Origin of the sequence: Pseudomonas versuta, from assembly GCF_001294575.1 — a bacterium.
In the GTDB taxonomy this organism is placed as follows: Bacteria; Pseudomonadota; Gammaproteobacteria; order Pseudomonadales; family Pseudomonadaceae; genus Aquipseudomonas; species Aquipseudomonas versuta.
Genome location: NZ_CP012676.1, coordinates 3,996,526 through 4,021,353 on the forward strand (window position 1 = coordinate 3,996,526; position 24,828 = coordinate 4,021,353).

Sequence of the window (24,828 nt, forward strand, 5' to 3'; positions counted from 1 at the left end):
AGACGCTATAGGTCCTGCAGCCCTTATCGCAGCCTTCGGCAGCGACTACAGGGATTGATCATCACACCGTTCGACGTCATCAAAGCCGATTTGCTAGAGTGCGCCGCTGTACTTGTCTGGAATGCCAGCCCCGATGCTGCCTCGCGCCGAACAGAAACAACAAACCCGCCTTGCGCTGATGGATGCCGCCCGCCACTTGATGGAATCGGGCCGCGGCTTTGGCAGCCTTAGCTTGCGTGAAGTCGCTAAAACCGCCGGCATTGTGCCTACCGGCTTTTATCGCCACTTCAGCGACATGGACCAACTGGGCCTGGCGCTGGTCAGTGAAGTCGGTCAGACCTTTCGCGAAACCATTCGCCTGGTGCGTCACAACGAGCTGTTCATGGGCGGTGTCATCAACGCCTCGGTACGGATCTTTCTCGATGTGGTGCAAGCCAACCGTTCGCAGTTTTTGTTTCTGGCCCGCGAGCAATACGGCGGTTCTCAGCCTGTTCGCCAGGCCATCGGTGCGTTGCGCGAAGACATCACCTCGGACCTTGCGGCAGACCTTGGGTCCAAGCCCAAGTTGCAGCACTTGAACCATGCAGGCCTCACGGTGATTGCCGATCTGGTGGTTAAAAGTGTGTTTGCCGCCTTGCCCGATGTCATCGACCCGCCCGCAGAGGCGCTCCCCGACTACCTGCAACCCCAGGCAAAAATCAGCCAGCAGCTGCGCTTTATCTTTATCGGCCTCAAGCACTGGCAAGGGCTGGGCAGTACCGAGTAAAAGCGCGCACCTTGTTGGTGCGGCATAACACTCGCAGCGCACCATTATCGCTCGCCCCTGCCCGCTCCCCTTCCCCGGATCACTCGCCTTTGTTGTGCAACCCAAGGTTGGCAAGCCCCTTGCTCTGTTCAAGGCATTGTCAATTGCAGGAAGCCTACCGATGTTGGTGATTCATCGCAGAGTTCAGCCCCACCCCGTGTGGAGCGCCGAGTTACACCTCAACTTCGAAGCCCGAAGCAAAAGCCGTTTGCGTTGTTTCAGCAGTGACGCCGAGGACGTAGGCCTGTTCCTTGAGCGCGGACAAGCGCCCCTGCATGACGGCGAATTTCTGCAAGCCCAGGACGGGCGCATCGTGCGGGTGTGTGCCAGCCCCGAAAAGTTGCTGCACGTGACCTGTCTCAATGCCTTTGAGTTGACCCGCGCGGCCTATCACCTGGGCAACCGCCATGTCGCCCTGCAAGTCGGCGATGGCTGGCTGCGCCTGCTCGATGACTACGTGCTCAAGGCCATGCTGGAACAATTGGGCGCGCAGGCCGAAGCCATTGAGGCGCCGTTCCAGCCTGAGCATGGCGCCTACGGCGGCGGTCATCATCACTCCCGCGCAGGCGAAGAAGACTTCAACTACGCGCCGCGCCTGCATCAGTTTGGCGTGCGTTTGTGAGTCCGGCATGGGCGCTGTTGCGCCTGGCCAGCCCACAGCTGCCGATTGGCGGCTACAGCTATTCCCAGGGCCTGGAAATGGCCGTCGAGAATGGCCGGGTATGTAACCCGGCAACTGCCAGCCGCTGGATCAGTGATCAATTGCTGCTCAATCTGGCGCGTTTCGAGGCTCCGTTGCTGCTCGCCCATTGCCGGGCGGCGGCCGAGGAAGACTGGAGTGCCTTGCAGCAGTTTTGCGACGAACACCGCGCCAGTCGTGATACCCGCGAACTGCATCAGGAGAGCCGGCAAATGGGCTACTCCCTGCAGCAACTGCTGATGGGCTTGCCCGAGCTGGATGAGCCTGCACGGCTGTTTCTTGCACAGCAAACCGAGCCGCATCTGGCACTCGGCTGGGCGCTGGCCGCCCGCGCCTGGGGCATCAGCCCGGTGGATGCGCTGTCAGCCTGGTTATGGAGCTGGCTGGAGAACCAATTGGCCGTGCTGATGAAAACCCTGCCGCTGGGCCAGCAAGCAGCTCAACGCATGACCAGCGAATTGTCACCGGCGCTGCAGCAGGCACAGCAACACGCCAGCACCCTCGATTTATCCCGTTTGGGCAGCGCCGCTTTCGGCCTGTCATTGGCGAGCATGGCCCACGAGCGCCAGTACAGCCGTCTGTTCCGTTCCTAGGAGAATGCAATGAACACACAACCTTTACGCGTTGGTATCGGCGGCCCTGTGGGCTCCGGCAAAACCGCCCTGACCCTGGCCCTGTGCCTGGCGTTGCGCGACAAATACAACCTGGCGGTGGTCACCAACGACATTTATACCCGTGAGGATGCCGACTTTCTGGTGCGCAACGAGGCGCTGGCGCCGGAGCGGATCATCGGTGTTGAAACCGGCGGCTGCCCGCACACGGCCATTCGTGAAGATGCGTCGATCAACCTCGAAGCCGTGGATCAGCTGAACCGGCGCTTCCCCGGGCTGGATCTGATTCTGGTGGAGTCGGGTGGGGATAACTTGTCGGCCACCTTCAGCCCGGAACTGTCCGACCTGACGATCTACGTGATCGATGTCTCCGCGGGGGACAAGTTGCCGCGCAAGGGCGGCCCCGGGATTTGCAAATCCGACTTGCTGGTGATCAATAAAATCGATCTCGCGCCGCTGGTGGGCGCATCGCTGGAGCTGATGGACAGCGACACCCGACGCATGCGCGGCGCCAAGCCCTTTGTGTTCAGCAATCAAAAAACCGGCCACGGCCTGGACACCATCGTGGCGTTTATTGAAAAGCAGGGACTGTTGATCACGTAACCCGTTGTTCGCAGCAGTGAGCTGGCTCGCGATCTTTTGTGGGCGCTTTAAAAGATCGCGAGCAAGCTCGCTCCTACAGAGTTTTGCATCACGGTGTATCATGTCGCGCAAACGCCCCAGCCGTGACGACGCCTGCCAATGCCCCATGTAGCCAGCTCCGCCTTCCCGCTTGAACTGACCGCCCTGTTTGCGGCGGTACAGCAGCATTTTCGCCAGGTCATTGTGCCGCTCTGGCAAGGCCCCGGCTGGAATGCCGAGCTGGAACTGCCCTATGAGGCACTCAGCCCCGAGCACCGGCCCCTGGCGCCCCAGCGCTATCGCGCCATGGCCTGCGCCCGTCAACTGTATCTATTCGCCAGCCTGATCGATGACCCCGCCTTCCCCGGCGCCGCCGAGCGGGCGGGCATGTTGTTTCGCTCGCTGCAGAACCACTTTCACGACGCGGTACACGGTGGCTGGTTTTACAGCATCGACCCCGCCGGCGCGCCGCTGGACCCGCGTAAAGACCTCTACACCCACGCCTTCATCATCTTTGCCTGCGCTCATTATTGGGCCAAAGTGCGTGAGCCTTGCGTGGAGTCAGTGCTTAATGCAGCGCTGAAAGTTGTCGCCGAGCGCTTCAGTGACGGTAATGGCCTGTACGAAGCCAGCCTCGACCAGGACTGGTCAACACTAAATAGCGGCCCGCTGCAAAACCCGTTGATGCATTTGGCCGAAGCGTTTCTGGCAACTCTGTCGGTGCGCGACGATGCGCAGGTACACACAGCCTTGCTGGCACTGGCCCATGGCATGCAGCAACGCTTTATCGAGCCTGTGCATAACGCATTGCTCGAAAAGCCGCTGGGAGCTGTGGATAACTGGTTTGAACCGGGGCATCAGTTTGAGTGGTTCTACTTGCTGGAGTCCTCGCCGCTGCTGCGTCAAACAGCGTTGCACGACTCGCTTGCGGTCGCCTTCGACTTTGCCGAGCAGGTTGGGGTTGACCCGCAGACCGGGGCGGTCTGCGGCATGCTGGCTCCGGATGGCACGCTGCGTGATGGCACCCAGCGCATCTGGGCCCAGGCCGAGTACCTGCGCGCCCTGACCTTGCGCCCTACCCCCTGCCCCGTCTGCAACGCCAATTGCATGCGCTGCAGCAGAACTTTTTACATGCGGGGGGCTGGTATGAATGCCGTGATGCGGCAGGTGATGTGAGCCGACAGGACATGCCTTCGACGACCCCGTATCACCTGGCCACCTGCTACAGCGGCCTGGCGCAATTTTTGTAGGAGCGAGCTTGCTGTAGGAGCGAGCTTGCTCGCGAGCTCTTTCCATATGTTCACGGGAAAATCTCGCAAGCAAGCTCGCTCCTAAAGGGTCAGGCAATCCACTTGCGATCGCCGGTGAAGCAGATGGTCAGCCAGCGGGCGCTGTCAGCGGCGCCCAACATGCCTGAGATTTCTTCACGAATCGCGTCCAGAGTCTTGATACCGGTCAGCGGGTAACCCGCCGGCAGCACAATGTGAATCTCGATAAAGCGCGCCCGCCCATGCTTTTGCACATAGGTTTTGTAGCCCTCAAAGCCATGGCGCGCCGAGATGTCTTCGAGCACCTCACGCACCTTGTCATCGAGCTTGTCCGGGGCGATACCCAGGACGTCGCGCAAGGCCGGCCTGAGAATTTTGAACGAGGGCGCCAGCATGCTGAAAGCCAGCAAAATCAGGATCGCCGGGTCAACATAGGCCGCCCACTGTGCATAACCCTGCTGTTTCAAAATCAGCGCCGTGACAAAACTTATCAACAACCCCACCGAGAGCATGGCGTCCACCAGCCAACTGATGTTGTCGAACTGGATCAGGGTTGATTTAAGCTTGCGGTTTTTACGCCGGACCCAGAAGTAATACGCGAACTCGATCACGGTAAACACCGCCGCGTATACGATCACCAGACCCAGTTCAATATCGCGCCCGCCATTGATAATGCCGAACACGCCATTGAGAAAGGCGTAGATCGCAATCAAAAACAGGAAACTGCCTTCGATCAACAAGACCATGGGCTCAAGGTGCCAGAAGCCGAACTGGAACCGCTGATTGCTTTCTTTGGCGATCAGCTGTGCCGTAATCAGCATCAGTACTTTGATAAAGGTCGCGATCAAAGAGAAAAATCCATCGAACAAGATGGATTGGGAACCCGAAATGACGCCTGTCACGATGCCGGCGATGGCCACCGCGAACATAAGAATGGTCGATTGTTTGAGCAGGTTCTGCTCACCACGGTTACTCACAAAAACTCCTTTTCAGCCCGGTTGAATGCGACCCCCTCAAGAGGTCGCTAATGGGCTGCCAGGGGTGAGTTTACTCCTTGGCATGGCGCTCGATGGCAAAACCGCTCCAGGACTGCGTGACGGGCATCAGCTCCAGGCGATTAATGTTGATGTGGGCCGGGGTATTGAGTACCCAGAAAATCGTGTCGGCGATGTCTTGCGGCTGGATCGGCTCAGCCCCTTGGTAGGTGGCGTCATAGCGTGCCTTGTCGCCGCCAAAGCGCACCATCGAGAATTCGCTTTCGCACAGACCCGGCTCAACGTTGCTGACCCGCACGCCCGTGCCCTGCAAGTCGCAACGCAAGTTCAGGGAAAACTGTTTAACGAAGGCTTTGGTGCCGCCGTACACATGGCTGCCCGGGTACGGATAGCTGCCGGCGATGGAACCCAGATTGACGATGCCCGCACCGCGGCCGTAGGCAATCAGACGGGGCAACAGCAGGCGCGTGGTGTAGAGCAGCCCCTTGATGTTGGTATCGACCATGGTTTCCCAATCGTCGAGGTCGCACTTGGGCGCCGGGTCGGTGCCCAGCGCCAGGCCCGCATTGTTGATAAGTCCGCGCAGCTTGCTGAACGACGGTGGCAAATTGGCAATTGCCTCTTCCATTGCCTTGCGGTCACGTACATCCACGACCAGGCCATGCACTTCGGTCTGGGTGGACAGTTCCGCACACAGTGCATCCAGACGCTCTTTACGGCGACCGGTCAGCACCAGCTTCCAGCCTGCTTGCGCAAACTTGCGTGCGCAGGCCTCACCAAATCCGGAAGTCGCGCCCGTAATAAACAGGGTGGAAGTCATCGTGTTCTCCTTGGCTGGCGGGCATCGGCCGCCGTTGAATAAGACGGGGAGCAGAATGCCCCGACTGCGATTGGGCGGCAAGCGGGCACAGGATTGCGGGCCACGCCTGTACAAAAAACGATCAACCCCTTGCAGGCCATGCCACGTAAGGGCTTGAGCCATATACGCTCACGTTATCCACAGGCCCGTCCACAGTCTTTGGGGGCAACTCTAAAATGCTCGAAGCCTCTATCCACAAGGGCTTGAGCGCTTACTCAAGAGTTTTTAACTTGACCGCAGCACAGCCAACATGCAGGCGCCCCAAAAAGGTGCAACCCGGTAAAACCTGTTAGATAGCCAGAGGCCAGTAATTACGTAGCTCCGGGCATTCTTTCCAGAGTTTAACCACAGACTTATCCACAGGTTAGTTATCGACTAAGGACTATGTTAATAACTGAACAAATCTGTTGACAAATCCTGCGGAAAGCCAGGCAAAAACCACTGATCAAAAAACAACCACACCCATGCAGCCCCCGAAAACAAAGGCCTGCAGCCAACTACTCCCACGTTACCCACAGCCACCTCCACAGCAAACGGGGACAAGTCAAAATGATGACAAAACAGCTATTTACAGCGGCTTTATGTCGCGCTTTGGCAAGGTCGGAATATTGTTTTCCACAATTTCAAAAAGGCGCTCTGAGAAAGCAAAAAGCCCCTGCAAAGGGGCTGTGAGAATTGTAGGAGCGAGCTTGCCCGCGAGATTTTCAAAGAGCTCGCGAGCAAGCTCGCTCCTACGGGTACAGGGTGAACGGTTTAGTGCCCGCCTAAATACGCATTGCGTACTTCTTCGTTGCTTAACAGTTCCTTGCCGGTACCGGTCAGACGGATTTCGCCGTTGACCATCACGTAAGCGCGGTCCGACAGGCGCAGGGCGTGGTTGGCGTTTTGCTCGACCAGAAAGATGGTCATGCCCGTGGATGCCAGTTCACGCAAGGTCGCGAAAATCTGCTTCACCACGATCGGCGCCAGCCCCAGGCTGGGTTCGTCCAGCAACAGCAGCTTGGGACGGCTCATCAGGGCCCGGGCAATGGCGAGCATTTGCTGCTCGCCGCCCGACATGGTCATTGCCCGCTGATTGCGCCGCTCCTTGAGCCGCGGGAACAGTTCAAACATGCGCTGCATGTCTTCGTCGACGTGCTTGTCCCCGATGGGGATGGTGCCCATCAGCAGGTTTTCCTCCACCGTCATGTCCGGGAAAACGCGGCGACCTTCCGGCGATTGGGCGATACCGTTGGAAGCAATGTAGTGCGAAGACTTCTGTGTGATGTCCACCCCCTGATAGAGGATCTGCCCGCCGCTGGCCCGTGGCTGGCCGAAAATCGACATCAGCAGCGTGGATTTGCCCGCGCCGTTGGAGCCGATCAGGCTCACGGTTTCACCTTCTTCAATGTGCATCGAGACCTTCTTCAGGGCCTGGATCGGCCCGTAGTGAACGTCCAGCTCCTTGAGTTCGAGGATCGTGCCCGTCATATCAGCTCCTCTTCATCTGCGCCAAGGTAGGCCGCGATCACTTTCGGGTCGTTGCGAATATCTTGCGGCCCGCCCTGTGCGATCACGTTGCCGTGGTCGAGCACCACGATGTGATCAGAAATACTCATGACCATCCCCATGTCGTGTTCGATCAGCACCACGGTCAAGTCGTGGTCGTCACGCAGCAGGCGAATCATCGCACTGAGCGCCTCGGTTTCTTGCGGGTTAAGCCCGGCCGCCGGTTCGTCGAGGCAGATGATTTGCGGGCGCGTGCACATGGCCCTGGCAATTTCCAGGCGCCGCTGCTGGCCGTAAGACAATTCCCCGGCCAGACGGTTGGCGCAGCCCACCAGGTCGACGACCTCCAGCCAGTAAAACGCATGGTCCAGCGCATCGCTTTCGGCCTTGCGGTAGCCCTTGGTGTTGAGGATGCCCGCCAGCATGTTGCGGTTGACCCACATGTGCTGGGCCACCAGCAGGTTTTCCAGCACGGACATTTCCTTGAACAGACGAATGTTCTGGAAAGTCCGCGCCAGCCCTGCCCGGTTGACCAGATGGGTACCCCCGAACATCTTGTAGAACAGGCGGCTGGCAAAGGCTTTGGGCGAGACAAAGTCAGTCAGCCTGAACGGCTCGCCCAGCAGCTTGATGACATTGGTGCGCGTGCCACGGGCATTGAGTTCGATCCTGCCGCCGCTGGCTTTATAAAACCCGGTCAGACAGTTGAATACCGTGGTTTTCCCCGCCCCGTTAGGGCCGATAAGGGCAAAGATCGAGTTGCGTTTGACCTGCAGGCTGACATCGCTCAGAGCCTTGATCCCGCCGAAGTGCATCATGAGCTTGTCGACCGAGAGCACTACATCATCATTCGTGGAGAGTTCTTTCATGGCGCGACTCCCTTACGTGGCTTGACCCCGACACGACTGACCCGAATCAGGCCCCGCGGCCGCCAGATCATCATCAACACCATCAATACGCCAAACAACAGCACCCGGTACTCGGCAAAACTGCGCAACAGTTCCGGCGCCACCGTCAGGACAAATGCCGCGATCACCACCCCCACTGTCGAGCCCATACCGCCGAGCACCACAATGGCGAGGATCAGCGCCGACTCAAAGAACGTGAACGAAGACGGGTTGACGAACCCTTGATAGCTGGCAAAAAACACACCGGCCAGGCCCGCCGTCGAGGCACCGAGGGTGAAGGCGGAAAGTTTGACCAGCACGTGATTCAGGCCCATGGAGCGACAGGCGATTTCGTCTTCACGCAATGCTTCCCAGGCGCGCCCGATCGGCATGCGAGTCAGGCGGTGCTTGATGTACAGCACCAGCAACACCACCAGAAACAGCACAATGTAGATAAACAGGAATTTGATATTGGGGTTGTAGTCCAGACCGAAGAACTGATGAAACGGCACCCCGCCATCCTTGGCCACACGACCGAACTCCAGGCCGAAAAACGTCGGCGATGGCACCGGCATGCCGTTGGGGCCACCGGTAAAGGAGAGCCAGTTGTTGAGCACCAGCCGAATGATTTCACCGAAGCCCAAAGTCACGATGGCCAGGTAATCACCATGCATTCGCAACACCGGGAACCCGAGAATGCACCCGGCCATCGCCGCCGCAATGGCCGCCAGCGGCAGCACCGACCAGAAACCCAGGCCCAGATACTGATAACCCAGAGCCAGACCGTAGGCACCGATGGCATAGAACGCCACGTAGCCCAGGTCGAGCAGACCCGCCAGGCCGACCACGATGTTGAGCCCCAGCCCCAGCAACACGTAGATCAGGCCGAGGATGACCACCGTCAGGATGTACTTGTTGGCGAAGAACGGAAAAACGATGGCAATCACGATCAGCAGCGGCACGATCCAGCGCAGTCGTGACTTGTAATCCGGTGGCAGCACGTGCACGCCGGAGCCGGTGGACTCGAACCCCTGAAGGATTTTCAGGCCCCTGCCCGTTTGCAGGAACAGGCTGAGAACGAAGCGCCCCACCATCACGATCGCAACCAGCCAGCCGACCCGCGCCGGTTGCAGGTTAAAGCTGTAACCGTCGAGCACTACGCCGACGATGGGTCCAAACACAATCAATGAGATCAACCCGGCAAGGATCGAGTCAACGACGCTTTTCTTGATATCAACCGGTTTATTAATGGCTGCAGACATACTTACACCTTCGCCACGAGAGGACGACCCAGCAGGCCTTGGGGACGGAAAATCAGAATCAGCACCAGCAGTGAGAAACTGAACACATCTTTGTAATCGGAGTTAACCAGGCCAGCAAAAAGCGACTCGGAAATACCCAGGATGATCCCGCCGAGCATGGCGCCGGGCAACGATCCGATCCCGCCGAGTACCGCAGCCGTGAAGGCCTTGATCCCGATAATGAAGCCGGCGTAAAAGTCGAACGTGCCGTAGTTCATGGTAATCAGCACCCCGGCCAGCGCGGCCATGGCAGCACCTATTACGAACACGTAGGAAATCACCCGATCGGTGTTGATTCCCAGGATCGACGCCATCTTGCGGTCTTGTTGGGTCGCACGGCACATGCGCCCCAGCTGGGTGTATTTGATGATGTAGGTCAGCAGGCCCATGCCCGCGAAGGCCGCGATCAGAATGAAGACTTTGGTGTAGGTCAGCTGGACAAAGCCGGTGCCGATATCGACGCGCCAGGAACCACTGAGCAGTGTAGGGACGCCTTGCTGGCGCGAGCCCTGGGCAATTTGCACATAGTTCTGCAGGATCAGGGAAATACCGATGGCGCTGATCAGCGGCGCCAGCCGTGTGGAGTTTCGCAGGGGTTTGTACGCCACGCGTTCGATCACCCAGCCATACACGCCAGTCACTATGACGGTGAAGACCAGGGTGCCCAACATCAGCAGCGGGAAAGACTCAACGCCGAAGTATGCCAACAGAGCCAGACTGATCGCCGCGAGGTAAGCGGAGATCATGTACACCTCGCCGTGGGCGAAGTTGATCATGCCGATGATGCCGTAGACCATTGTGTAGCCGATGGCAATCAGGCCGTAAACAGACCCGAGGGTCAGGCCGTTCAGCAGTTGCTGTAGGAATATACCGTCCATAACGCAATCTCACGCACTTGAGCCATTGCACAAACGTGCCTGCAAGGCACGGTTTGCGCGGCTCCTGGAAAAGAAGACAGGTGATGCAGACATGCCTGATGCCCTTTGTCTGTAGGAGCGAGCGTGCTCGCGATCTTTAACAGCTCGCGAGCACGCTCGCTCCTACAGAAGAAGGCAGAGCGGCTTATCTCACTTCTGTTTTTCCAGCTGGTGATACTTGCCGTCCTTGTCCCACTGGTAAACCACGTAGTCAGAGACTTTGAGGTCGCCTTTGGCGTCCCATTCCTTCTTGCCCATCACGGTTTCTACCGGGTGGGCCTTGAGCCACTTGGCAGCGTCTTCGCCCTTGTTGGACTTGGCGCCGTTGAAGGCATCTGCCAGGGCCTGTACCGAGGCGTAGGCGTACAGGGTGTAGCCTTCCGGCTCGGTGCCGGCTTTACGGAACTGCTCAACCACCGCCTTGCTGTCCGGTAGCAGGCGCGGGTCGGCGCCGAAGGTCATGTACACACCATCGACATACTGCGGGCCGCCTGCGGTGGCCACCAGTTCGTCGGTTACAACACCATCATCGGACATGAACTTCACATCCTTGAGGCCGGCCTCACGCAGTTGACGCACCAGAGGCCCCGCTTCCGGATGCAGGCCACCGAAATACACCACATCGGCTCCCAGCGAACGGATTTTGGTTACCAGGGCACTGAAGTCTTTTTCGCCACGGGTAAGCCCTTCTTCCAGGATCGGCTTCACGCCGCGCTTGGTCAGTTGCGCGCTGGTGGCATCGGCCAGACCTTTACCGTAGGTGTCCTTGTCGTTGATAACGGCGACTTTCTTGCCCTTGAGCACGTCGACAATGTAGTCGCCCGCCACGATGCCCTGCTGGTCATCGCGCCCGCACATACGGAACACCGCGTCCAGCTTGCGCTCGGTAACCTGCGGGTTGGTCGAGCCCGGCGTAATCATGATGACACCGGCATCGGCATACACATCCGACGCCGGGATGGTGTTCGAAGAACAGAAGTGACCTACAACCCCGATGACCTTGTCCTGATCGACCAAACGGTTGGCAACCGCTACAGCCTGCTTGGGCTCACAGGCATCGTCGCCCGCCACCAGCTTGATTTGCTCGCCGTTAATCCCGCCTGCCTTGTTGATTGCATCCGCAGCCGCCTGCGCACCCTTCATGTACTGCTCGCCAAATGCAGCGTTGGCACCGGTCATCGGGCCCGCCACACCGATTTTCACATCAGCCTGAACAAACGAAGAAACACCCAACGCTGCTGCTACGGCGAGGGCCAGAAAACCTTTCTTGTAGAACGTCTGCGACATGAGGTGGTGCTCCTGAGGTTTTATTAGATGGCACTTCGACTTCACGGGAAGCTCAGAGCAAGGCGCGTGCCATTGGTTTTTTATTCTTAAAAAAGCCGCTGTCTTATTGTTATATCGACTGTTTTGAGCCCATTTTCATTGGGCGTGCAACCGTCTAGACCGAGGAAGGTGAAACCGTTTTTGATGGGCTGGTGATACCTGAAACAACAAGTGTTGCAACCGGGTTGCCCGGCACCGGGCAACCACTCTGTAACCACCCGCGTCACCTAACTGCACACTCCCGGTGCACGACTGCTACAGGCCGCACCATCAGAGGCTGGTCGCCGCCGGGGCAAATGCGTCAGCGAGGATGGAAAACGTTGTCAGATGACAATCCGCAAACATTGACCGGCGTGGTACAGCGAAAACCCGGCTTCGTACAGACAACTGCGCAGCCCCGTGCCAGACAGCGGCCGCATCGGTGCAAAGGGTATCGGCAGGGCTTTGGCATCGCCGTTACACAGGTAATCGGCAAATGCTTTACCCACCACTGTGCCGGTGGTCACCCCCCGGCCGTTGTAACCGGTGACTGCAACAAGACCGGGCGCGGGCTCGAACAGGCGCATCAAATGATCGGGGGTGAAGGCGATGCAGCCGGTCCAGGTGCATTCCCACTCCACCCCTTTGAGGTACGGAAAGTAGTGTTGCTGCACGCGATCGGCCCAGGCTTTTAGAAACCAGGTCGGTTTTTGATTGCCGTTGCCCAGGCTGCCCAGCAACAAACGGCCTTCGGCATCACGGCGGATGCTGCTCAATACCTGACGGGTGTCCCATGAGCCCTGCCCGCCGGGCAAGATGCGGTCGGCGCTGCCATCGGTCAGCGGTCTGGAGGCAACCTGGTAGTAATAACCGGGGAAAAAGTTGCGTCGCAAGTCAGTCCATTCACCCTCGGTGTAGGCATTGGAGGCCAGCACCACTTGCTCCGCACTCACCGCGCCCTGAGCGGTTTGCACCGACCAGCGCTGGCCTTGACGCTCCAGACCGGTAACGGCGCAGTGATCAAATAAACGCCCTCCCAGGTCACTGGCGGCCTTGGCCAGGCCCGAGGTGTAGGCCATTGGGTTGAGTGTGCCTGCACGCCTGTCTAGCAAGGCAGCCGCTATTTTCGGGGTGCCGGTCGCTTCGGCGCAGGCAGCCCCGGTAAGCAGTTGCACAGGTGCGCCCCGACGCTTCCACTGTTGCTCGCGACTGCGCAGGTCCGCTTCGCCACGGGCGTTGTGAGCCATGTGCAGCGTACCTTCACGCCGTAGCTGGCAGTCGATGCGGTATTTGTCGACCAGGCTGAAGACCAGTGCCGGGGCAGCACCGAGCATGCGGTTGAGCTGGCTGCCCACCGCTTCGCCGAAACCGGCTTCGATCTCGTCCGGGGGGATCCACATCCCGGCATTGACCAGCCCCACGTTACGCCCCGAACCGCCGTGCCCGGTGCGATGAGCCTCGAGCACACAGACGCTTTTGCCCTGCTCAAGCAGGTGAATGGCGGCAGACAAGCCGGTGATACCGGCACCAATCACACACACATCAACGCTCAGTTCGCCCTTGAAGGCTGGCGACTGAGGACGTTGTGGCGTCAGGTTTTCCCACAGACATTGTTCGAGTAAAGGCATTGCCAAGCTCCAGAGATGAAACCCAACGGTGTTTCATTTTTATCCACTAACTGCGGGAGCCGGCCAGCTCCCGCAGTGGCCCTTCACATGAGACTCAATCGAACGTAATACCCTGCGCCAGCGGCAGTTCCAGCGAGTAGTTAACGGTATTGGTCTGGCGCCGCATGTAGCCGCGCCACGCATCGGAGCCGGACTCGCGGCCGCCGCCGGTTTCTTTCTCACCGCCAAAGGCGCCGCCAATTTCTGCACCGCTGGGCCCGATATTGACGTTGGCAATACCGCAATCACTGCCGGTGGCGGACATGAACTGCTCGGCCTCGCGTACATCGGTGGTGAAGATGCACGACGACAGGCCTTGAGGCACGGCATTGTTCAGGCGCAGGGCCTCGCTGAATTCGCTGTAACCGACCACGTACAGGATCGGGGCAAAGGTTTCGCTGCACACCACATTGCTCTGCTCGGGCATTTCCACGATGGCCGGGGCAACGTAATACGCATTCGGGTACTGGCCGGCCAGTTGGCGCTCTCCGCCAAACACCCGACCGCCTTCGCTCAGGGCTTGCTCAAGGGCGTCCTGCATGTTTTCAAAACTGTGTTTGTCGATCAGCGGGCCAACCAGATTGCCTTCCAGCGGATGACCGATGCGCACCCGGGAATAGGCGGCCTTGAGCCGGGTGACGATTTCGTCTTTGACCGAGTCATGGGCGATCAGCCGACGCAGGCTGGTGCAGCGCTGGCCTGCGGTGCCGACGGCGCTGAACAGGATGGCGCGCACGGCCATATCCAGGTCAGCGCTCGGCGCGAGGATCATCGCGTTGTTACCACCCAGTTCAAGAATGCTGCGGGCAAAGCGCGCAGCAATTTTTGGCGCCACTTCGCGCCCCATACGGGTACTGCCGGTGGCGCTGATCAGCGCGACGCGCGGGTCATCCACCAGCGCCTCACCTGCGTCCCTGCCACCGATAATCACCTGGGTCAGGTACTTGGGTGCATCGCTGAACTTGTGCAGTACCCGATCGAACAGTGCCTGACAGGCCAGGGCCGTCAGCGGGGTTTTCTCAGAGGGCTTCCAGATCACTGCGTTACCGCACACCAGTGCCAGCGTGGTGTTCCAGGCCCAGACGGCCACGGGGAAGTTAAATGCACTGATCACCCCCACTACGCCCAGCGGGTGCCAGGTTTCACGCATATGGTGGCCCGGGCGCTCGGAGGCGATGGTCAGGCCGTAAAGCTGACGCGACAGGCCGACAGCAAAATCGCAGATGTCGATCATTTCCTGGACTTCGCCCAGGCCTTCCTGGGTGATCTTGCCCGCTTCCCAGGACACCAGCTCGCCCAGGTCTGCCTTGTACTCACGCAGCAGGTCGCCAAACTGGCGTACCAGTTCGCCACGGCGCGGAGCCGGGACCTTGCGCCAGGCCTCGAAGGCGTGCTCGGCGCGGGTCACGTGTTGCTCGACCTCAGCCGCACCTTCCCAGTGCACTGCGCCAATCCGGCTGCCATCAATGGGCGTGTGTACCGGTTGTTTGCCCTGCTGATACAGCGCAGGGTCAATACCAAGACGATCCAGTAATGCAGCAACCATGGGACACTCCTTCAGCTCAAAAATCGGGTTTTCAGGCCATTAGTTGTAGCTGGCCCACCGCGCGGCAACAAACGACCTTTAAGCGAGATATCATTCCAAAAATTCATGCTGCGCTGGTAACGTTGCCTGACAACAAGAATGAGGGGCCTTTTATGCTCTGCTCTTATGCTAAATAAACGCCATCTGCCATCGATCACCGCACTCCAGTGTTTCGAGGCGGTAACCCGGCACCTGAGTTTCACCCGCGCCGCCGAAGAGCTGAATCTGACCCAGAGTGCGGTCAGCAAACAGGTCGCGCAGCTGGAGGAGCTGTTACAACACCTGCTGTTTCGCCGCGTGCGTCGGCGTCTGCAACTGACCCCCGCCGGTGATTTGTATCTGGTAGAAGTCCGAAAAATCCTGACCCAGGTCGAGATGTCGACCCACACCCTGCGCTCCTACGGCGGCGAAACCGAAGTGCTGCGCGTATCGACACCCTCGACCTTCGGCGCCCGCTGGCTGGTGCCGCGCCTCAAAGGCTGGCGACTGCGATACCCGCATATTCATCTGGACCTGTGCAATGAGCAGCAGGCCGATGACTTGCTGCAAGGTCGCAGCGATCTGGCATTTTATTTTGGCCAGGGCGCACGCCCCGGCACCGAGTGCCTGAAGCTGTTTGGCGAAGAACTGGTGGCCGTGTGCGCGCCATCGAGCCTGCCTGAGATGCCCTATACCGACCCTACGCAGCTGACTGAACTGGTGCTGCTGCAAAATGCCTCTCGCCCACAGGCCTGGCATGAATGGTTTGAAAACCAGGGCTATCGCACCGATCACAGCTACCACGGCCCGCGCTTCGACACCTTTTATATGTGTATACGAGCGGCGCAAGTGGGGTGTGGCGTGGCATTGCTGCCCCGGTTTCTGGTCGAAGAAGAGTTGGCAGACGGCAAACTGGTCGTTGCCTGGCCGTACTCCATGCCCAGCCCCGACGCCTATTACCTGGCTTACCCAGAACATTCGGCCGGTGTGCCCAAGGTGCAGGCATTTGTGGCGTGGATAATGGCGCAATTGAACGACCCACAAACCCTGTAGGCGCGAGCTTTTGACCTTATAAAAGACCACGAGGCAAGCTCGCTCCTGCAGATGAAAGAAAAACCGCTGGCAAAACCGCCTGCGGATATGCGCCACTAGCGCCATTCATTGAAAGAGCTGAACGTCGTGATTATCAGGCACGGCCAGCATGGAGATTGCCGCTATGAGCGAGAGTGTGTTTGCCGATCGCATCGTGCAGAACTTGCTCGACACCGACTTCTACAAATTGACCATGATGCAGGCGGTGCTGCACAACTATCCCAACGTTGAAGTCGAATGGGAATTCCGCTGCCGTAACAGTGAGGACTTGCGCCCGTACCTGAGCGAGATTCGCCACCAGATCGAGCGTCTGGGCGAGCTCAGCATGACTCAGGACCAGCTAGGGTTTCTGGAACGAATCACCTTTATGAAGCCCGATTTCATACGCTTCCTGGGCCTGTTTCGCTTCAATTTGCGCTATGTACATACCGGGATCGAAAACGGCGAGCTGGTCATCCGTCTGCGCGGACCGTGGCTGCACGTCATTCTGTTTGAAGTGCCGCTGCTGGCGATTGTCAGTGAGGTACGCAACCGCTCGCGCTATGCCGACACGCTGCTGTCACAGGCCCGCGAGCAGTTGTACCGCAAGTTTGACTGGTTGCTGGCCAACGCCAGCGCCGAAGAACTGGCCGAATTGCAAGTCGCCGATTTCGGAACACGCCGACGCTTTTCTTACCTGGTACAGGAAGAAGTGGTCAGCGTGCTCAAGCACGACTTCCCGGGCCGCTTCGTCGGCACCAGTAACGTCAACCTGTCCCGCGAGCTGGACATGAAACCGCTGGGCACCATGGCCCATGAATGGATCATGGCCCATCAGCAACTGGGCCCGAGATTGATCGACAGCCAGAGTGCGGCGCTCGATTGCTGGGTGCGCGAATACCGCGGGCTGCTGGGGATTGCCCTGACGGACTGCATCACCACCGATGCTTTTCTCGCCGATTTTGATCTGTACTTTGCCAAGCTGTTCGACGGTTTGCGCCATGACTCCGGTGACCCGGTGGTATGGGCCGAAAAATGCATCGCGCACTACCACAAGCTGGGCATTGATCCAATGAGCAAGACCCTGGTCTTCTCCGACAGCCTGACCCTGCCCCGCGCACTGGAGATATTCCGTGCATTGCGCGGGCGGATTAATGTCAGCTTCGGCATCGGCACCAACCTGACCTGTGACATTCCAGGTGTCGAGCCGATGAGCATCGTGCTTAAAATGACCGCCTGTAATGGCTCGCCCGTGGCCAAAATTTCGGACGAGCCGGGCAAGACCCATTGCTCGGACCCGAACTTTGCCGCCTACTTGCGCCATGTTTTCCAAGTTCCTGAACTACCTCCAAAGGAGTGAATCATGCAGGCCGTACAGCGTCAGATTGCTGAAGAGCTCAAGGTCCAACCGCCGTTTAGCGACACCGCAGCCCTTGAGGCCGAGGTGGCACGACGCATTACCTTTATCCAGTGCTGCCTGCACAATTCCGGGCTCAAGACCCTGGTGCTGGGCATCAGCGGCGGGGTCGACTCGCTGACTGCAGGTTTGATGGCCCAGCGCGCGGTCAAACAACTGCGTGAACAGACTGGCGATCAGGCCTACCGCTTTATTGCCGTGCGCCTGCCATACGGCGTGCAGCACGACGAAATTGACGCCACTGCCGCTGTCGACTTTATTAACCCGGACGAACGTCAAACGGTGAATATCGGCCCGGCAGTAAAAGCACTGGCCGCCGAAGTTTCGGCCTTTGAAGGCAAGCCACACGCTACGGTGGATTTTGTGCTGGGCAACACCAAGGCGCGGATGCGCATGGTGGCGCAATACACCATCGCCGGGGCTACGGGTGGCCTGGTGATTGGTACTGACCACGCCGCTGAAGCAGTGATGGGCTTTTTCACCAAATTCGGTGACGGTTCCTGCGACCTGGCACCGCTCAGCGGGCTGGTCAAGAATCAGGTGCGCGCGATTGCACGTCACTTTGGTGCGCCAGAATCGCTGGTGGAGAAAGTCCCGACCGCAGACCTTGAAGACCTGGAACCCGGCAAACCTGACGAAGCATCCCACGGCGTGACCTATGCCGAGATTGATGCCTTTTTGCACGGTCAGCCGGTGAGTCAGGACGCGTTTAACATCATCTGCCGCACGTACGAGAAGACCCAGCACAAGCGTGAGATGCCGCTGGCGCCTTGAAGTAAGCCTTGCACCTGTGGGAACTGGCTTGCCGGCGATGCAATCGCTGGCAACCCTGATCCCACAGGTTTTGCACAGACTGAACATGTACGAAAAAACGGAATGAACCCCACGTTTTTTTTCGCTTGCCGCCTCTGCATTCAAAGGCTTTGATAGACGCCTATTTGGTCGCCAGAGCCCTGCCCCCATGTCTTCTTTCGATGGTTTGTTCTCTCTTGTCGAGTCTGCGCTCGGTCAGCCTGCCGCTCACTGGCTGCGCGAGCATGTCGAGGTGCCCCGGGGGCTGCTGGCTTTCAGCTGGCATGAGCAGGCCGTGCACCGGGCCTGGCTGGCCGAAGCGTTAAACCTGTGCCTGCTGCACAAGCTGGTGGACGCCGTACCGGATGGCCGGCGCTACGTAGAGGAACAAGCGCTGCAAGGCCGCAAAGTGGTGTTTGACCATGGTGCGATTCGCACTGTCGACTGGCCCGCCAACGGCGAACTGCCCCGGGGCCGTCAGGCATTTTCGCGATTGCTGGAGCCACTGGGCTTTACCGATGTACGAACCTACCCGCTGACCAGGCTGAACATGACCGGGTGGGGCTATCGGCAGATGGACCTGCCAGAAGACATTGCGCAGTTTTTTGTCTCGGAATTACACCCGGGGCGATTTAGCCAGACGTTTCAGCAGGCGGTTACCCGCGTCGTCGGTTCCAGCCTCGATCCGCTGCAAGCCGAACACACCCGCATTCTCAAGCGCCTGAGCCTCACCCGCCATTGCCGCCTCGATGAGGCGCAAGCCCTGCTACCGGCGTTGTATCGAGCATTCGGCCGGCAACACGGCACGGTGCTCGAAGCCGATTACCATTGCCTGCTCAGTGAAAGTGCAGAAATGGCCTGGATTGCCACCGAGGGCAACAGCTTCAACCATCTGACCGATCGGGTGCAGGATCTCGAAGCCTGTGTGGCACAACAACGGGACTTGCAGCGGCCGATGAAAGACAGCATCGAAGTCTCTGCCTCAGGCCGGGTGATGCAAACTGCGTATCGCGCCTGCACGGTTACGCGAGGGCTGATCGATGCCGACGGGCATTATCGCGAGCATCAGGTGCCGGGCTCTTTTGTCGAGTTCATTGAGCGCAAGGTCGACCCGGAAAACGGGCGTATCGATCTGAATTTCGACAGCAGCAATGCCCAGGGCATTTTCAAGATGACTGATTCAAAAGCCTGAGCCCAAACGCAAACAGCCCTGAGCGCACAAGGCGCGTCAGGGCTGTTTATTGGCTGGCCGGGTCTTATTTAAGAACCACGGAGCCTTTCATCATCGAGTTGTGGCCAGGGAATGTGCAGAAGAACTCGTACGTTTCAGCCGGGTTCAACTTCGACACGTCGAAGGTCACCGAATCTTTCTCACCGGCACCAATGATCTTGGTGTGGGCAATGATGCGGGTGTCGCCGTCTTTCAGGTAGTTTTTATCCAGCCCGGCTGCCATGCCATCAGTAGCAACACCTGCCATGTCTGCAGTTTTGCTCAACACCCAGTTATGACCCATGACGTTTTTCGGCAAGCTGCCGGAGTGCGTCAGGTTAACGGTGAAAGTCTTGCAGGACTTGTCGATGACGATCTCTTTGGTGTTGTAAGACATTTGGTCAGTCGAATCGACAGTCACAGCGCATTCAGCCGCCAGCAAATGGCCACTGGCCAGGGTCAAAAGGGATACCGCAAGAACTTTGGCAAACATGGTGTATCTCCAAGGCAGGGTATGAACAACCAATCTGTATACAGATTGCCCGAAAATTGTCTCGATTCCAATGATCTGAGTCATGCTCCTGGCGTTGATCGAAACAATTCATCCATTGGGTCAACGCCGGGCTTATAACCTTAGGTCATCAATGCGGTATTCGGGGGAATAAGTGGCGGGACTTTCAGCGCTGATCAGCAGCTGCGATCACCTCCGGTCCGAGATTTAATCCACAACCGGCTTTTTCGGCAGTGTAGAGTCGTGTTTTCAGCGCAAAATAGCGACTTGCTAAAACCCAGCTAACGGCTAAGCACTAATACAGGGCAGAATACGCGCCGCTCAACCCCTTCGACCCCCAGAGGATCGCCCATGGCCAAACCAAATTACAACTTCGCTAAGCGTCAAAGAGACTTGGCTAAAGAGCAGAAGAAAGAGGAAAAGCTTGCCCGCAAGAAAGCGGCAGCTGAGGAAGGTACTGTAGAGCTGGATCCGAATGCCGACGTTGAAGTCGATGCAGAAGGTGATGTTGTCGCTGAAACCACCGACGCCGTAGAACAAAAAGCACCAGACGCGTAACACCCTCGGCCCGGTTATCCACAACCCGGCCCACAGGATCTGTGATCAGGATCAGCAGCCCGGCTGTTGATCCTCGCAGTCCGCCTGATTGCCCCTGCTGCATCCTCAGACGTTCCAGGTCACCTACTCCTACATCCGGACATTAATCATGCCTGCTCGCGCCTGACGGGCTTGTGTGCGCGCAGAATGCACAACGCCAGCCCGAAGGCTGGCGTTGTGTTTGGCCAATAGCGCTTTTGCAGGCGCCGGCAACCCGGCGCCAACAGAAGTTAGCGCGGAACCACCGGCTTGCGTGTCGGCTTCTGGCTCTTGCCGCCCTTGGCTGCTTCGTGACGTTCTTTGGCAGCCTGTTTGTTACGGGCAAATGCGGCGGCCTTGGCCTGCTCGCGCTTGTCCCACGGGTTGCCACCATCGCTGGCACGCGGCGGAAGGCCGGTGTGCTGGGTCAGGATCTTGGTGGTTTTCTCTCCGGCCACTTTGTGGCTGCCGGCAGGCGTCGAGTTTTTGCGACGGGCACTCTGGTAGCTGTCGGTCGCCGGCTGATGCAACGGAATCAGCTGGTCTTTGCCCGAGCCAATCAGGTCGGCACGGCCCATGCGGGTCAGGGCCTCACGCAGCATTGGCCAGCCCTTCGGGTCGTGGTAACGCAAGAACGCCTTGTGCAGACGACGCTGCTCCTCGCTCTTGACGATGATCACCGAGTCGCTTTTGTACGTGACCTTGCGCAGCGGGTTTTTGCCCGAGTGGTACATCGCAGTGGCAGTGGCCATCGGCGACGGGTAGAACGCCTGCACCTGGTCAGCACGGAAGCCATTACCCTTGAGCCACAGCGCAAGGTTCATCATGTCTTCGTCTTTGGTGCCGGGGTGAGCGGCGATGAAGTAAGGGATCAGGTACTGCTCTTTACCCGCTTCCTTGGTGTACTTCTCGAACATGCGCTTGAACTTGTCATAGCTGCCAATGCCCGGCTTCATCATCTGGTTGAGCGGACCTTCCTCGGTGTGTTCCGGGGCGATCTTCAGGTAACCGCCTACGTGGTGCGTCACCAGCTCTTTAACGTATTCCGGCGACTCGACCGCGAGGTCATAGCGAAGACCGGAAGCGATCAGAATTTTCTTCACGCCCGGCAAGGCACGGGCGCTGCGATACAGCTGAATCAACGACGAGTGGTCGGTGTTCAGGTTCGGGCAAATACCCGGGAACACGCAGGATGGCTTGCGGCACGCGGATTCGATTTCCGGGGTTTTGCAGGCGATGCGGTACATGTTCGCGGTCGGGCCGCCGAGGTCGGAAATGACGCCGGTGAAACCTGGCACCTTGTCGCGGATCTCTTCGATTTCGCGAATGATCGACTCTTCGGAACGGTTCTGGATGATCCGGCCTTCGTGCTCGGTGATCGAGCAGAAGGTGCAGCCGCCAAAGCAGCCACGCATGATGTTCACCGAGAAGCGGATCATGTCGTAGGCCGGAATTTTTTCCTTGCCGTACGCAGGGTGCGGAACACGTGCGTAAGGCATGCCAAACACGTAGTCCATTTCTTCGGTGGTCATCGGGATCGGAGGCGGGTTGAACCACACATCCACTTCGCCGTGCTTTTGCACCAGCGCACGGGCGTTACCCGGGTTGGTTTCAAGGTGAAGCACGCGGTTGGCGTGAGCGTACAGAACCGAGTCGCCACGCACTTTCTCTACCGATGGCAGACGGATAACCGTCTTGTCACGGGTCATGCGCGGGCTGGCCAGGATTTGCACGACCTTGGCTTCGTTCGGATCTTCAACCGGACCTTTTTCCTGCTCGATGGCGCAGGCCTGAGTGTCCTGGGTGTTCACGTACGGGTTGATGATCTTGTCGATCTTGCCCGGACGGTCGATACGCGTGGAGTCGACTTCGTACCAGTCTTTTGGCGTATCGCGACGAATGAACGCGGTGCCGCGAACATCGGTAATGTCTTCGATCTTGTGGCCATAGGACAAACGCTGGGCAACTTCGACAATTGCACGTTCGGCGTTGCCGTACAGCAGGATGTCGGCGCAGGCGTCGATCAGGATCGAGTTGCGCACGCGATCCTGCCAGTAGTCGTAATGCGCGATACGGCGCAAGGACGCCTCGATGCCACCAAGTACGATCGGTACGTTTTTGTAGGCTTCCTTGCAGCGCTGGCTATACACCAGGCTCGCGCGATCCGGACGTTTGCCAGCCATGCCACCGGGGGTGTAGGCGTCATCGGAACGGATTTTTTTGTCGGCAGTGTAGCGGTTGATCATCGAGTCCATGTTGCCGGCCGCAACGCCGAAGAACAGGTTCGGTTCGCCCAGCTTCATGAAGTCGTCTTTGGACTGCCAGTTCGGCTGCGCAATGATGCCCACACGGAAGCCCTGGGACTCCAGCAGGCGACCAATGATCGCCATGCCGAACGACGGGTGGTCGACGTATGCATCACCGGTGACGATGATGATGTCGCATGAATCCCAGCCAAGCTGATCCATCTCCTCCCTGCTCATCGGCAGGAATGGCGCTGGACCGAAACATTCGGCCCAGTACTTGGGATAGTCAAATAAAGGCTTGGCTGATTGCATGTCGATGACCGGTGTTGAGTACAGAAAATTGGGCGCGTCATTTACGAAGAAATTCGCGGGCGCGGAATATAGCACAAAAAATGATCAATTCCGACGGTAATGGTCGGAATTGATTGGAGCCTTGGATTGCGATCCCTCGCAGGCCTGACTTGCCGGCGATAGCCTCGGCGCGACCGCCAAGGCAATCACCTAGCCTGCAGCGCTGGCAAACCAGCACCCGCAGGGGCATGCGGGCCGTTAATCGTCGTCGAAGTTGTAGCTGCCCGGGGCCAGGTTTTCAAAACGCGTGTATTTGCCGATAAACGCCAGGCGCGTGGTGCCGATAGGGCCGTTACGCTGCTTGCCAATGATAATTTCGGCAATGCCCTTGTGTTCGGTTTCGGGGTGATAGACCTCGTCCCGGTACACAAACATGATGACGTCGGCATCCTGCTCGATGGCGCCGGATTCACGCAAGTCGGAGTTGATCGGGCGCTTGTTGGGCCGCTGCTCAAGAGAACGGTTGAGCTGCGACAGTGCAACCACCGGGCAATTGAATTCTTTGGCCAGCGCTTTCAACGAGCGGGAAATCTCGGAGATTTCGTTGGTCCGGTTGTCACCGCCCGAACCGGGGATCTGCATCAGTTGCAGGTAGTCGATCATGATCAAACCGATCTCACCGTGTTCACGCACCAGACGACGGGTACGTGCGCGCATTTCCGACGGGCTGATGCCGGCCGTGTCATCGATGAACAGCTTGCGGTCGTTGAGCAGGTTGACCGCCGAGGTCAGGCGCGGCCAGTCATCGTCTTCCAGTCGACCGGCACGGACCTTGGTCTGGTCGATGCGGCCCAGGGACGACAGCATACGCATGATCAGCGATTCGCCTGGCATCTCGAGGGAGTAAACCAGTACCGCTTTTTCGCTGCGCAATACCGCGTTTTCCACCAGGTTCATCGCAAAGGTGGTTTTACCCATCGATGGACGACCGGCAACGATGATCAGGTCGGACGGCTGCAAGCCGCTGGTCATGCCATCGAGGTCGGTGTAGCCGGTGGACAGGCCGGTGATGGCGTTGTCGGTATTGAACAGCGTATCGATCCGGTCGATAGCCTTGGTCAGCAGGTCGTTGACGCTTACCGGGCCGCCGGTTTTTGGCCGGGCCTCGGCAATTGCAAAGATCTGGCGCTCGGCTTCATCGAGAATTTCGGCCGCATTGCGCCCTTCAGGATTAAAAGCGCTATCGGCGATTTCGGTACTGATGCCGATCAGCTGGCGCAACGTGGCGCGCTCGCGAACGATCTGCGCATAAGCCTTGATGTTGGCGACCGATGGCGTGTTTTTCGCCAGCTCGCCCAGGTAGCCCAGGCCACCGACTTGTGAGGTCTGACCTTCCTTGTCCAGTTGCTCGGCAAGGGTCACGACGTCAATCGGGGAGTTCTGGTCTGCCAGCTTGGCGATGGCGCGGAAGATCAGGCGGTGGTCATGCCGATAGAAATCGCCGTCCGAGACCTGATCCAGCACGCGTTCCCAGGCGTTGTTGTCCAGCATCAGACCACCGAGCACAGCCTGTTCGGCCTCGATGGAATGCGGCGGCACCTTCAGGGCTGCGGTTTGCAGGTCATATTGCTCAGGAGCGGAGATATCGTTCATGGCCACTTGGTTAATTTGTAAAAGCTGGGGGTTTGAAATCAGGAACAGCAGAAAGACAAAGGGCACGACCTGT

The 24,828-nt window shown here is 58.6% G+C and carries 21 protein-coding genes and 1 pseudogene; 10 read left to right on the top strand and 12 right to left on the bottom strand.

Annotation, left to right across the window (positions count from 1 at the left end; translation table 11 throughout):
• Nucleotides 1–133: 133 nt before the first annotated feature.
• The 5 genes and pseudogenes from AOC04_RS17915 (at nt 134) to AOC04_RS17935 (ending at nt 3,987) form a co-directional block, all read left to right on the top strand.
• The gene (locus AOC04_RS17915) at nt 134–766 is read left to right on the top strand and encodes a TetR family transcriptional regulator (protein WP_003439093.1); all 633 of its coding nucleotides are present in this window, start codon (nt 134–136) and stop codon (nt 764–766) included.
• 160 nt (nt 767–926) lie between these two features.
• Nucleotides 927–1,427, top strand: coding sequence for an urease accessory protein UreE (ureE, locus tag AOC04_RS17920; RefSeq protein WP_060695711.1), 501 nt, complete (start codon nt 927–929; stop codon nt 1,425–1,427).
• Nucleotides 1,424–2,098: an urease accessory protein UreF gene (locus AOC04_RS17925; protein WP_060695713.1), complete on the top strand. Its 675-nt coding sequence runs from the start codon at nt 1,424–1,426 to the stop codon at nt 2,096–2,098. Before ureE ends, AOC04_RS17925 begins: the two co-directional genes overlap by 4 nt.
• A gap of 9 nt (nt 2,099–2,107) precedes the next feature.
• Nucleotides 2,108–2,719: an urease accessory protein UreG gene (gene ureG / locus AOC04_RS17930; RefSeq protein WP_060695715.1), complete on the top strand. Its 612-nt coding sequence runs from the start codon at nt 2,108–2,110 to the stop codon at nt 2,717–2,719.
• Nucleotides 2,720–2,857: 138 nt separating this feature from the next.
• Nucleotides 2,858–3,987: pseudogene (locus AOC04_RS17935) on the top strand (AGE family epimerase/isomerase).
• 89 nt (nt 3,988–4,076) lie between these two features.
• Here the strand turns inward: AOC04_RS17935 and AOC04_RS17940 are convergent.
• The 9 genes from AOC04_RS17940 to amaB all read right to left on the bottom strand — a co-directional run bounded on the left by AOC04_RS17940 (nt 4,077) and on the right by amaB (nt 14,970).
• Nucleotides 4,077–4,982: a cation diffusion facilitator family transporter gene (locus AOC04_RS17940; RefSeq protein WP_060695717.1), complete on the bottom strand. Its 906-nt coding sequence runs from the start codon at nt 4,980–4,982 to the stop codon at nt 4,077–4,079.
• 70 nt (nt 4,983–5,052) lie between these two features.
• On the bottom strand, nt 5,053–5,820 hold the full coding sequence (locus AOC04_RS17945) for an SDR family oxidoreductase (RefSeq protein WP_060695720.1): 768 nt from the start codon (nt 5,818–5,820) through the stop codon (nt 5,053–5,055).
• Between the two features lie 792 nt (nt 5,821–6,612).
• Nucleotides 6,613–7,329, bottom strand: a complete 717-nt coding sequence (locus AOC04_RS17950) for an ABC transporter ATP-binding protein (RefSeq protein WP_060695722.1) — start codon at nt 7,327–7,329, stop codon at nt 6,613–6,615.
• A complete protein-coding gene (locus AOC04_RS17955) occupies nt 7,326–8,216 on the bottom strand; it encodes an ABC transporter ATP-binding protein (protein ID WP_060695723.1) in 891 nt (296 codons plus the stop codon). The genes AOC04_RS17950 and AOC04_RS17955 overlap by 4 nt, the downstream gene beginning before the upstream one ends.
• Nucleotides 8,213–9,496: a high-affinity branched-chain amino acid ABC transporter permease LivM gene (gene livM, locus AOC04_RS17960; RefSeq protein WP_060695726.1), complete on the bottom strand. Its 1,284-nt coding sequence runs from the start codon at nt 9,494–9,496 to the stop codon at nt 8,213–8,215. The genes AOC04_RS17955 and livM overlap by 4 nt, the downstream gene beginning before the upstream one ends.
• 2 nt (nt 9,497–9,498) lie before the next feature.
• The gene (locus AOC04_RS17965; protein ID WP_060695728.1) at nt 9,499–10,413 is read right to left on the bottom strand and encodes an ABC transporter permease subunit; all 915 of its coding nucleotides are present in this window, start codon (nt 10,411–10,413) and stop codon (nt 9,499–9,501) included.
• 189 nt (nt 10,414–10,602) lie between these two features.
• Nucleotides 10,603–11,739 carry a branched-chain amino acid ABC transporter substrate-binding protein gene (locus AOC04_RS17970; RefSeq protein WP_060695730.1) on the bottom strand — a complete coding sequence of 379 codons (1,137 nt, stop codon included), beginning with the start codon at nt 11,737–11,739 and terminating at the stop codon, nt 10,603–10,605.
• A 362-nt stretch (nt 11,740–12,101) separates the two neighbouring features.
• A complete protein-coding gene (amaA, locus tag AOC04_RS17975; RefSeq protein ID WP_060695732.1) occupies nt 12,102–13,385 on the bottom strand; it encodes an L-pipecolate oxidase in 1,284 nt (427 codons plus the stop codon).
• A gap of 94 nt (nt 13,386–13,479) precedes the next feature.
• The gene (amaB, locus tag AOC04_RS17980) at nt 13,480–14,970 is read right to left on the bottom strand and encodes an L-piperidine-6-carboxylate dehydrogenase (protein ID WP_060695734.1); all 1,491 of its coding nucleotides are present in this window, start codon (nt 14,968–14,970) and stop codon (nt 13,480–13,482) included.
• A 165-nt stretch (nt 14,971–15,135) separates the two neighbouring features.
• Between amaB and AOC04_RS17985 the strand changes: the two genes are divergently transcribed.
• From AOC04_RS17985 to AOC04_RS18000, 4 genes are all read left to right on the top strand, one after another.
• Nucleotides 15,136–16,041 carry a LysR family transcriptional regulator gene (locus AOC04_RS17985; RefSeq protein ID WP_060695737.1) on the top strand — a complete coding sequence of 302 codons (906 nt, stop codon included), beginning with the start codon at nt 15,136–15,138 and terminating at the stop codon, nt 16,039–16,041.
• Between the two features lie 163 nt (nt 16,042–16,204).
• Nucleotides 16,205–17,419 carry a nicotinate phosphoribosyltransferase gene (gene pncB / locus AOC04_RS17990; protein ID WP_060695741.1) on the top strand — a complete coding sequence of 405 codons (1,215 nt, stop codon included), beginning with the start codon at nt 16,205–16,207 and terminating at the stop codon, nt 17,417–17,419.
• A 3-nt stretch (nt 17,420–17,422) separates the two neighbouring features.
• Nucleotides 17,423–18,250: an ammonia-dependent NAD(+) synthetase gene (nadE, locus tag AOC04_RS17995; protein ID WP_060695743.1), complete on the top strand. Its 828-nt coding sequence runs from the start codon at nt 17,423–17,425 to the stop codon at nt 18,248–18,250.
• Between the two features lie 187 nt (nt 18,251–18,437).
• Nucleotides 18,438–19,460 carry a DUF1338 domain-containing protein gene (locus AOC04_RS18000; RefSeq protein ID WP_060695745.1) on the top strand — a complete coding sequence of 341 codons (1,023 nt, stop codon included), beginning with the start codon at nt 18,438–18,440 and terminating at the stop codon, nt 19,458–19,460.
• Between the two features lie 64 nt (nt 19,461–19,524).
• Here the strand turns inward: AOC04_RS18000 and azu are convergent, their stop codons facing one another.
• Nucleotides 19,525–19,971, bottom strand: a complete 447-nt coding sequence (azu, locus tag AOC04_RS18005; RefSeq protein ID WP_060695747.1) for an azurin — start codon at nt 19,969–19,971, stop codon at nt 19,525–19,527.
• 369 nt (nt 19,972–20,340) lie between these two features.
• On the opposite strand from azu, the gene AOC04_RS18010 reads away from it, so the two are divergent.
• Nucleotides 20,341–20,547 (top strand): hypothetical protein, encoded by a 207-nt coding sequence (locus AOC04_RS18010; RefSeq protein ID WP_060695749.1) that lies wholly within the window; start codon nt 20,341–20,343, stop codon nt 20,545–20,547.
• Between the two features lie 269 nt (nt 20,548–20,816).
• Here the strand turns inward: AOC04_RS18010 and AOC04_RS18015 are convergent, their stop codons facing one another.
• Together AOC04_RS18015 and dnaB are read right to left on the bottom strand one after the other, a co-directional pair.
• Complete coding sequence (locus AOC04_RS18015; RefSeq protein WP_060695751.1) at nt 20,817–23,123, bottom strand: YgiQ family radical SAM protein; 2,307 nt, start codon at nt 23,121–23,123, stop codon at nt 20,817–20,819.
• 237 nt (nt 23,124–23,360) lie between these two features.
• Entirely contained in the window at nt 23,361–24,755 is a 1,395-nt protein-coding gene (gene dnaB / locus AOC04_RS18020) for a replicative DNA helicase (RefSeq protein WP_048360319.1), read from the bottom strand.
• Between the last annotated feature and the right edge of the window lie 73 nt (nt 24,756–24,828).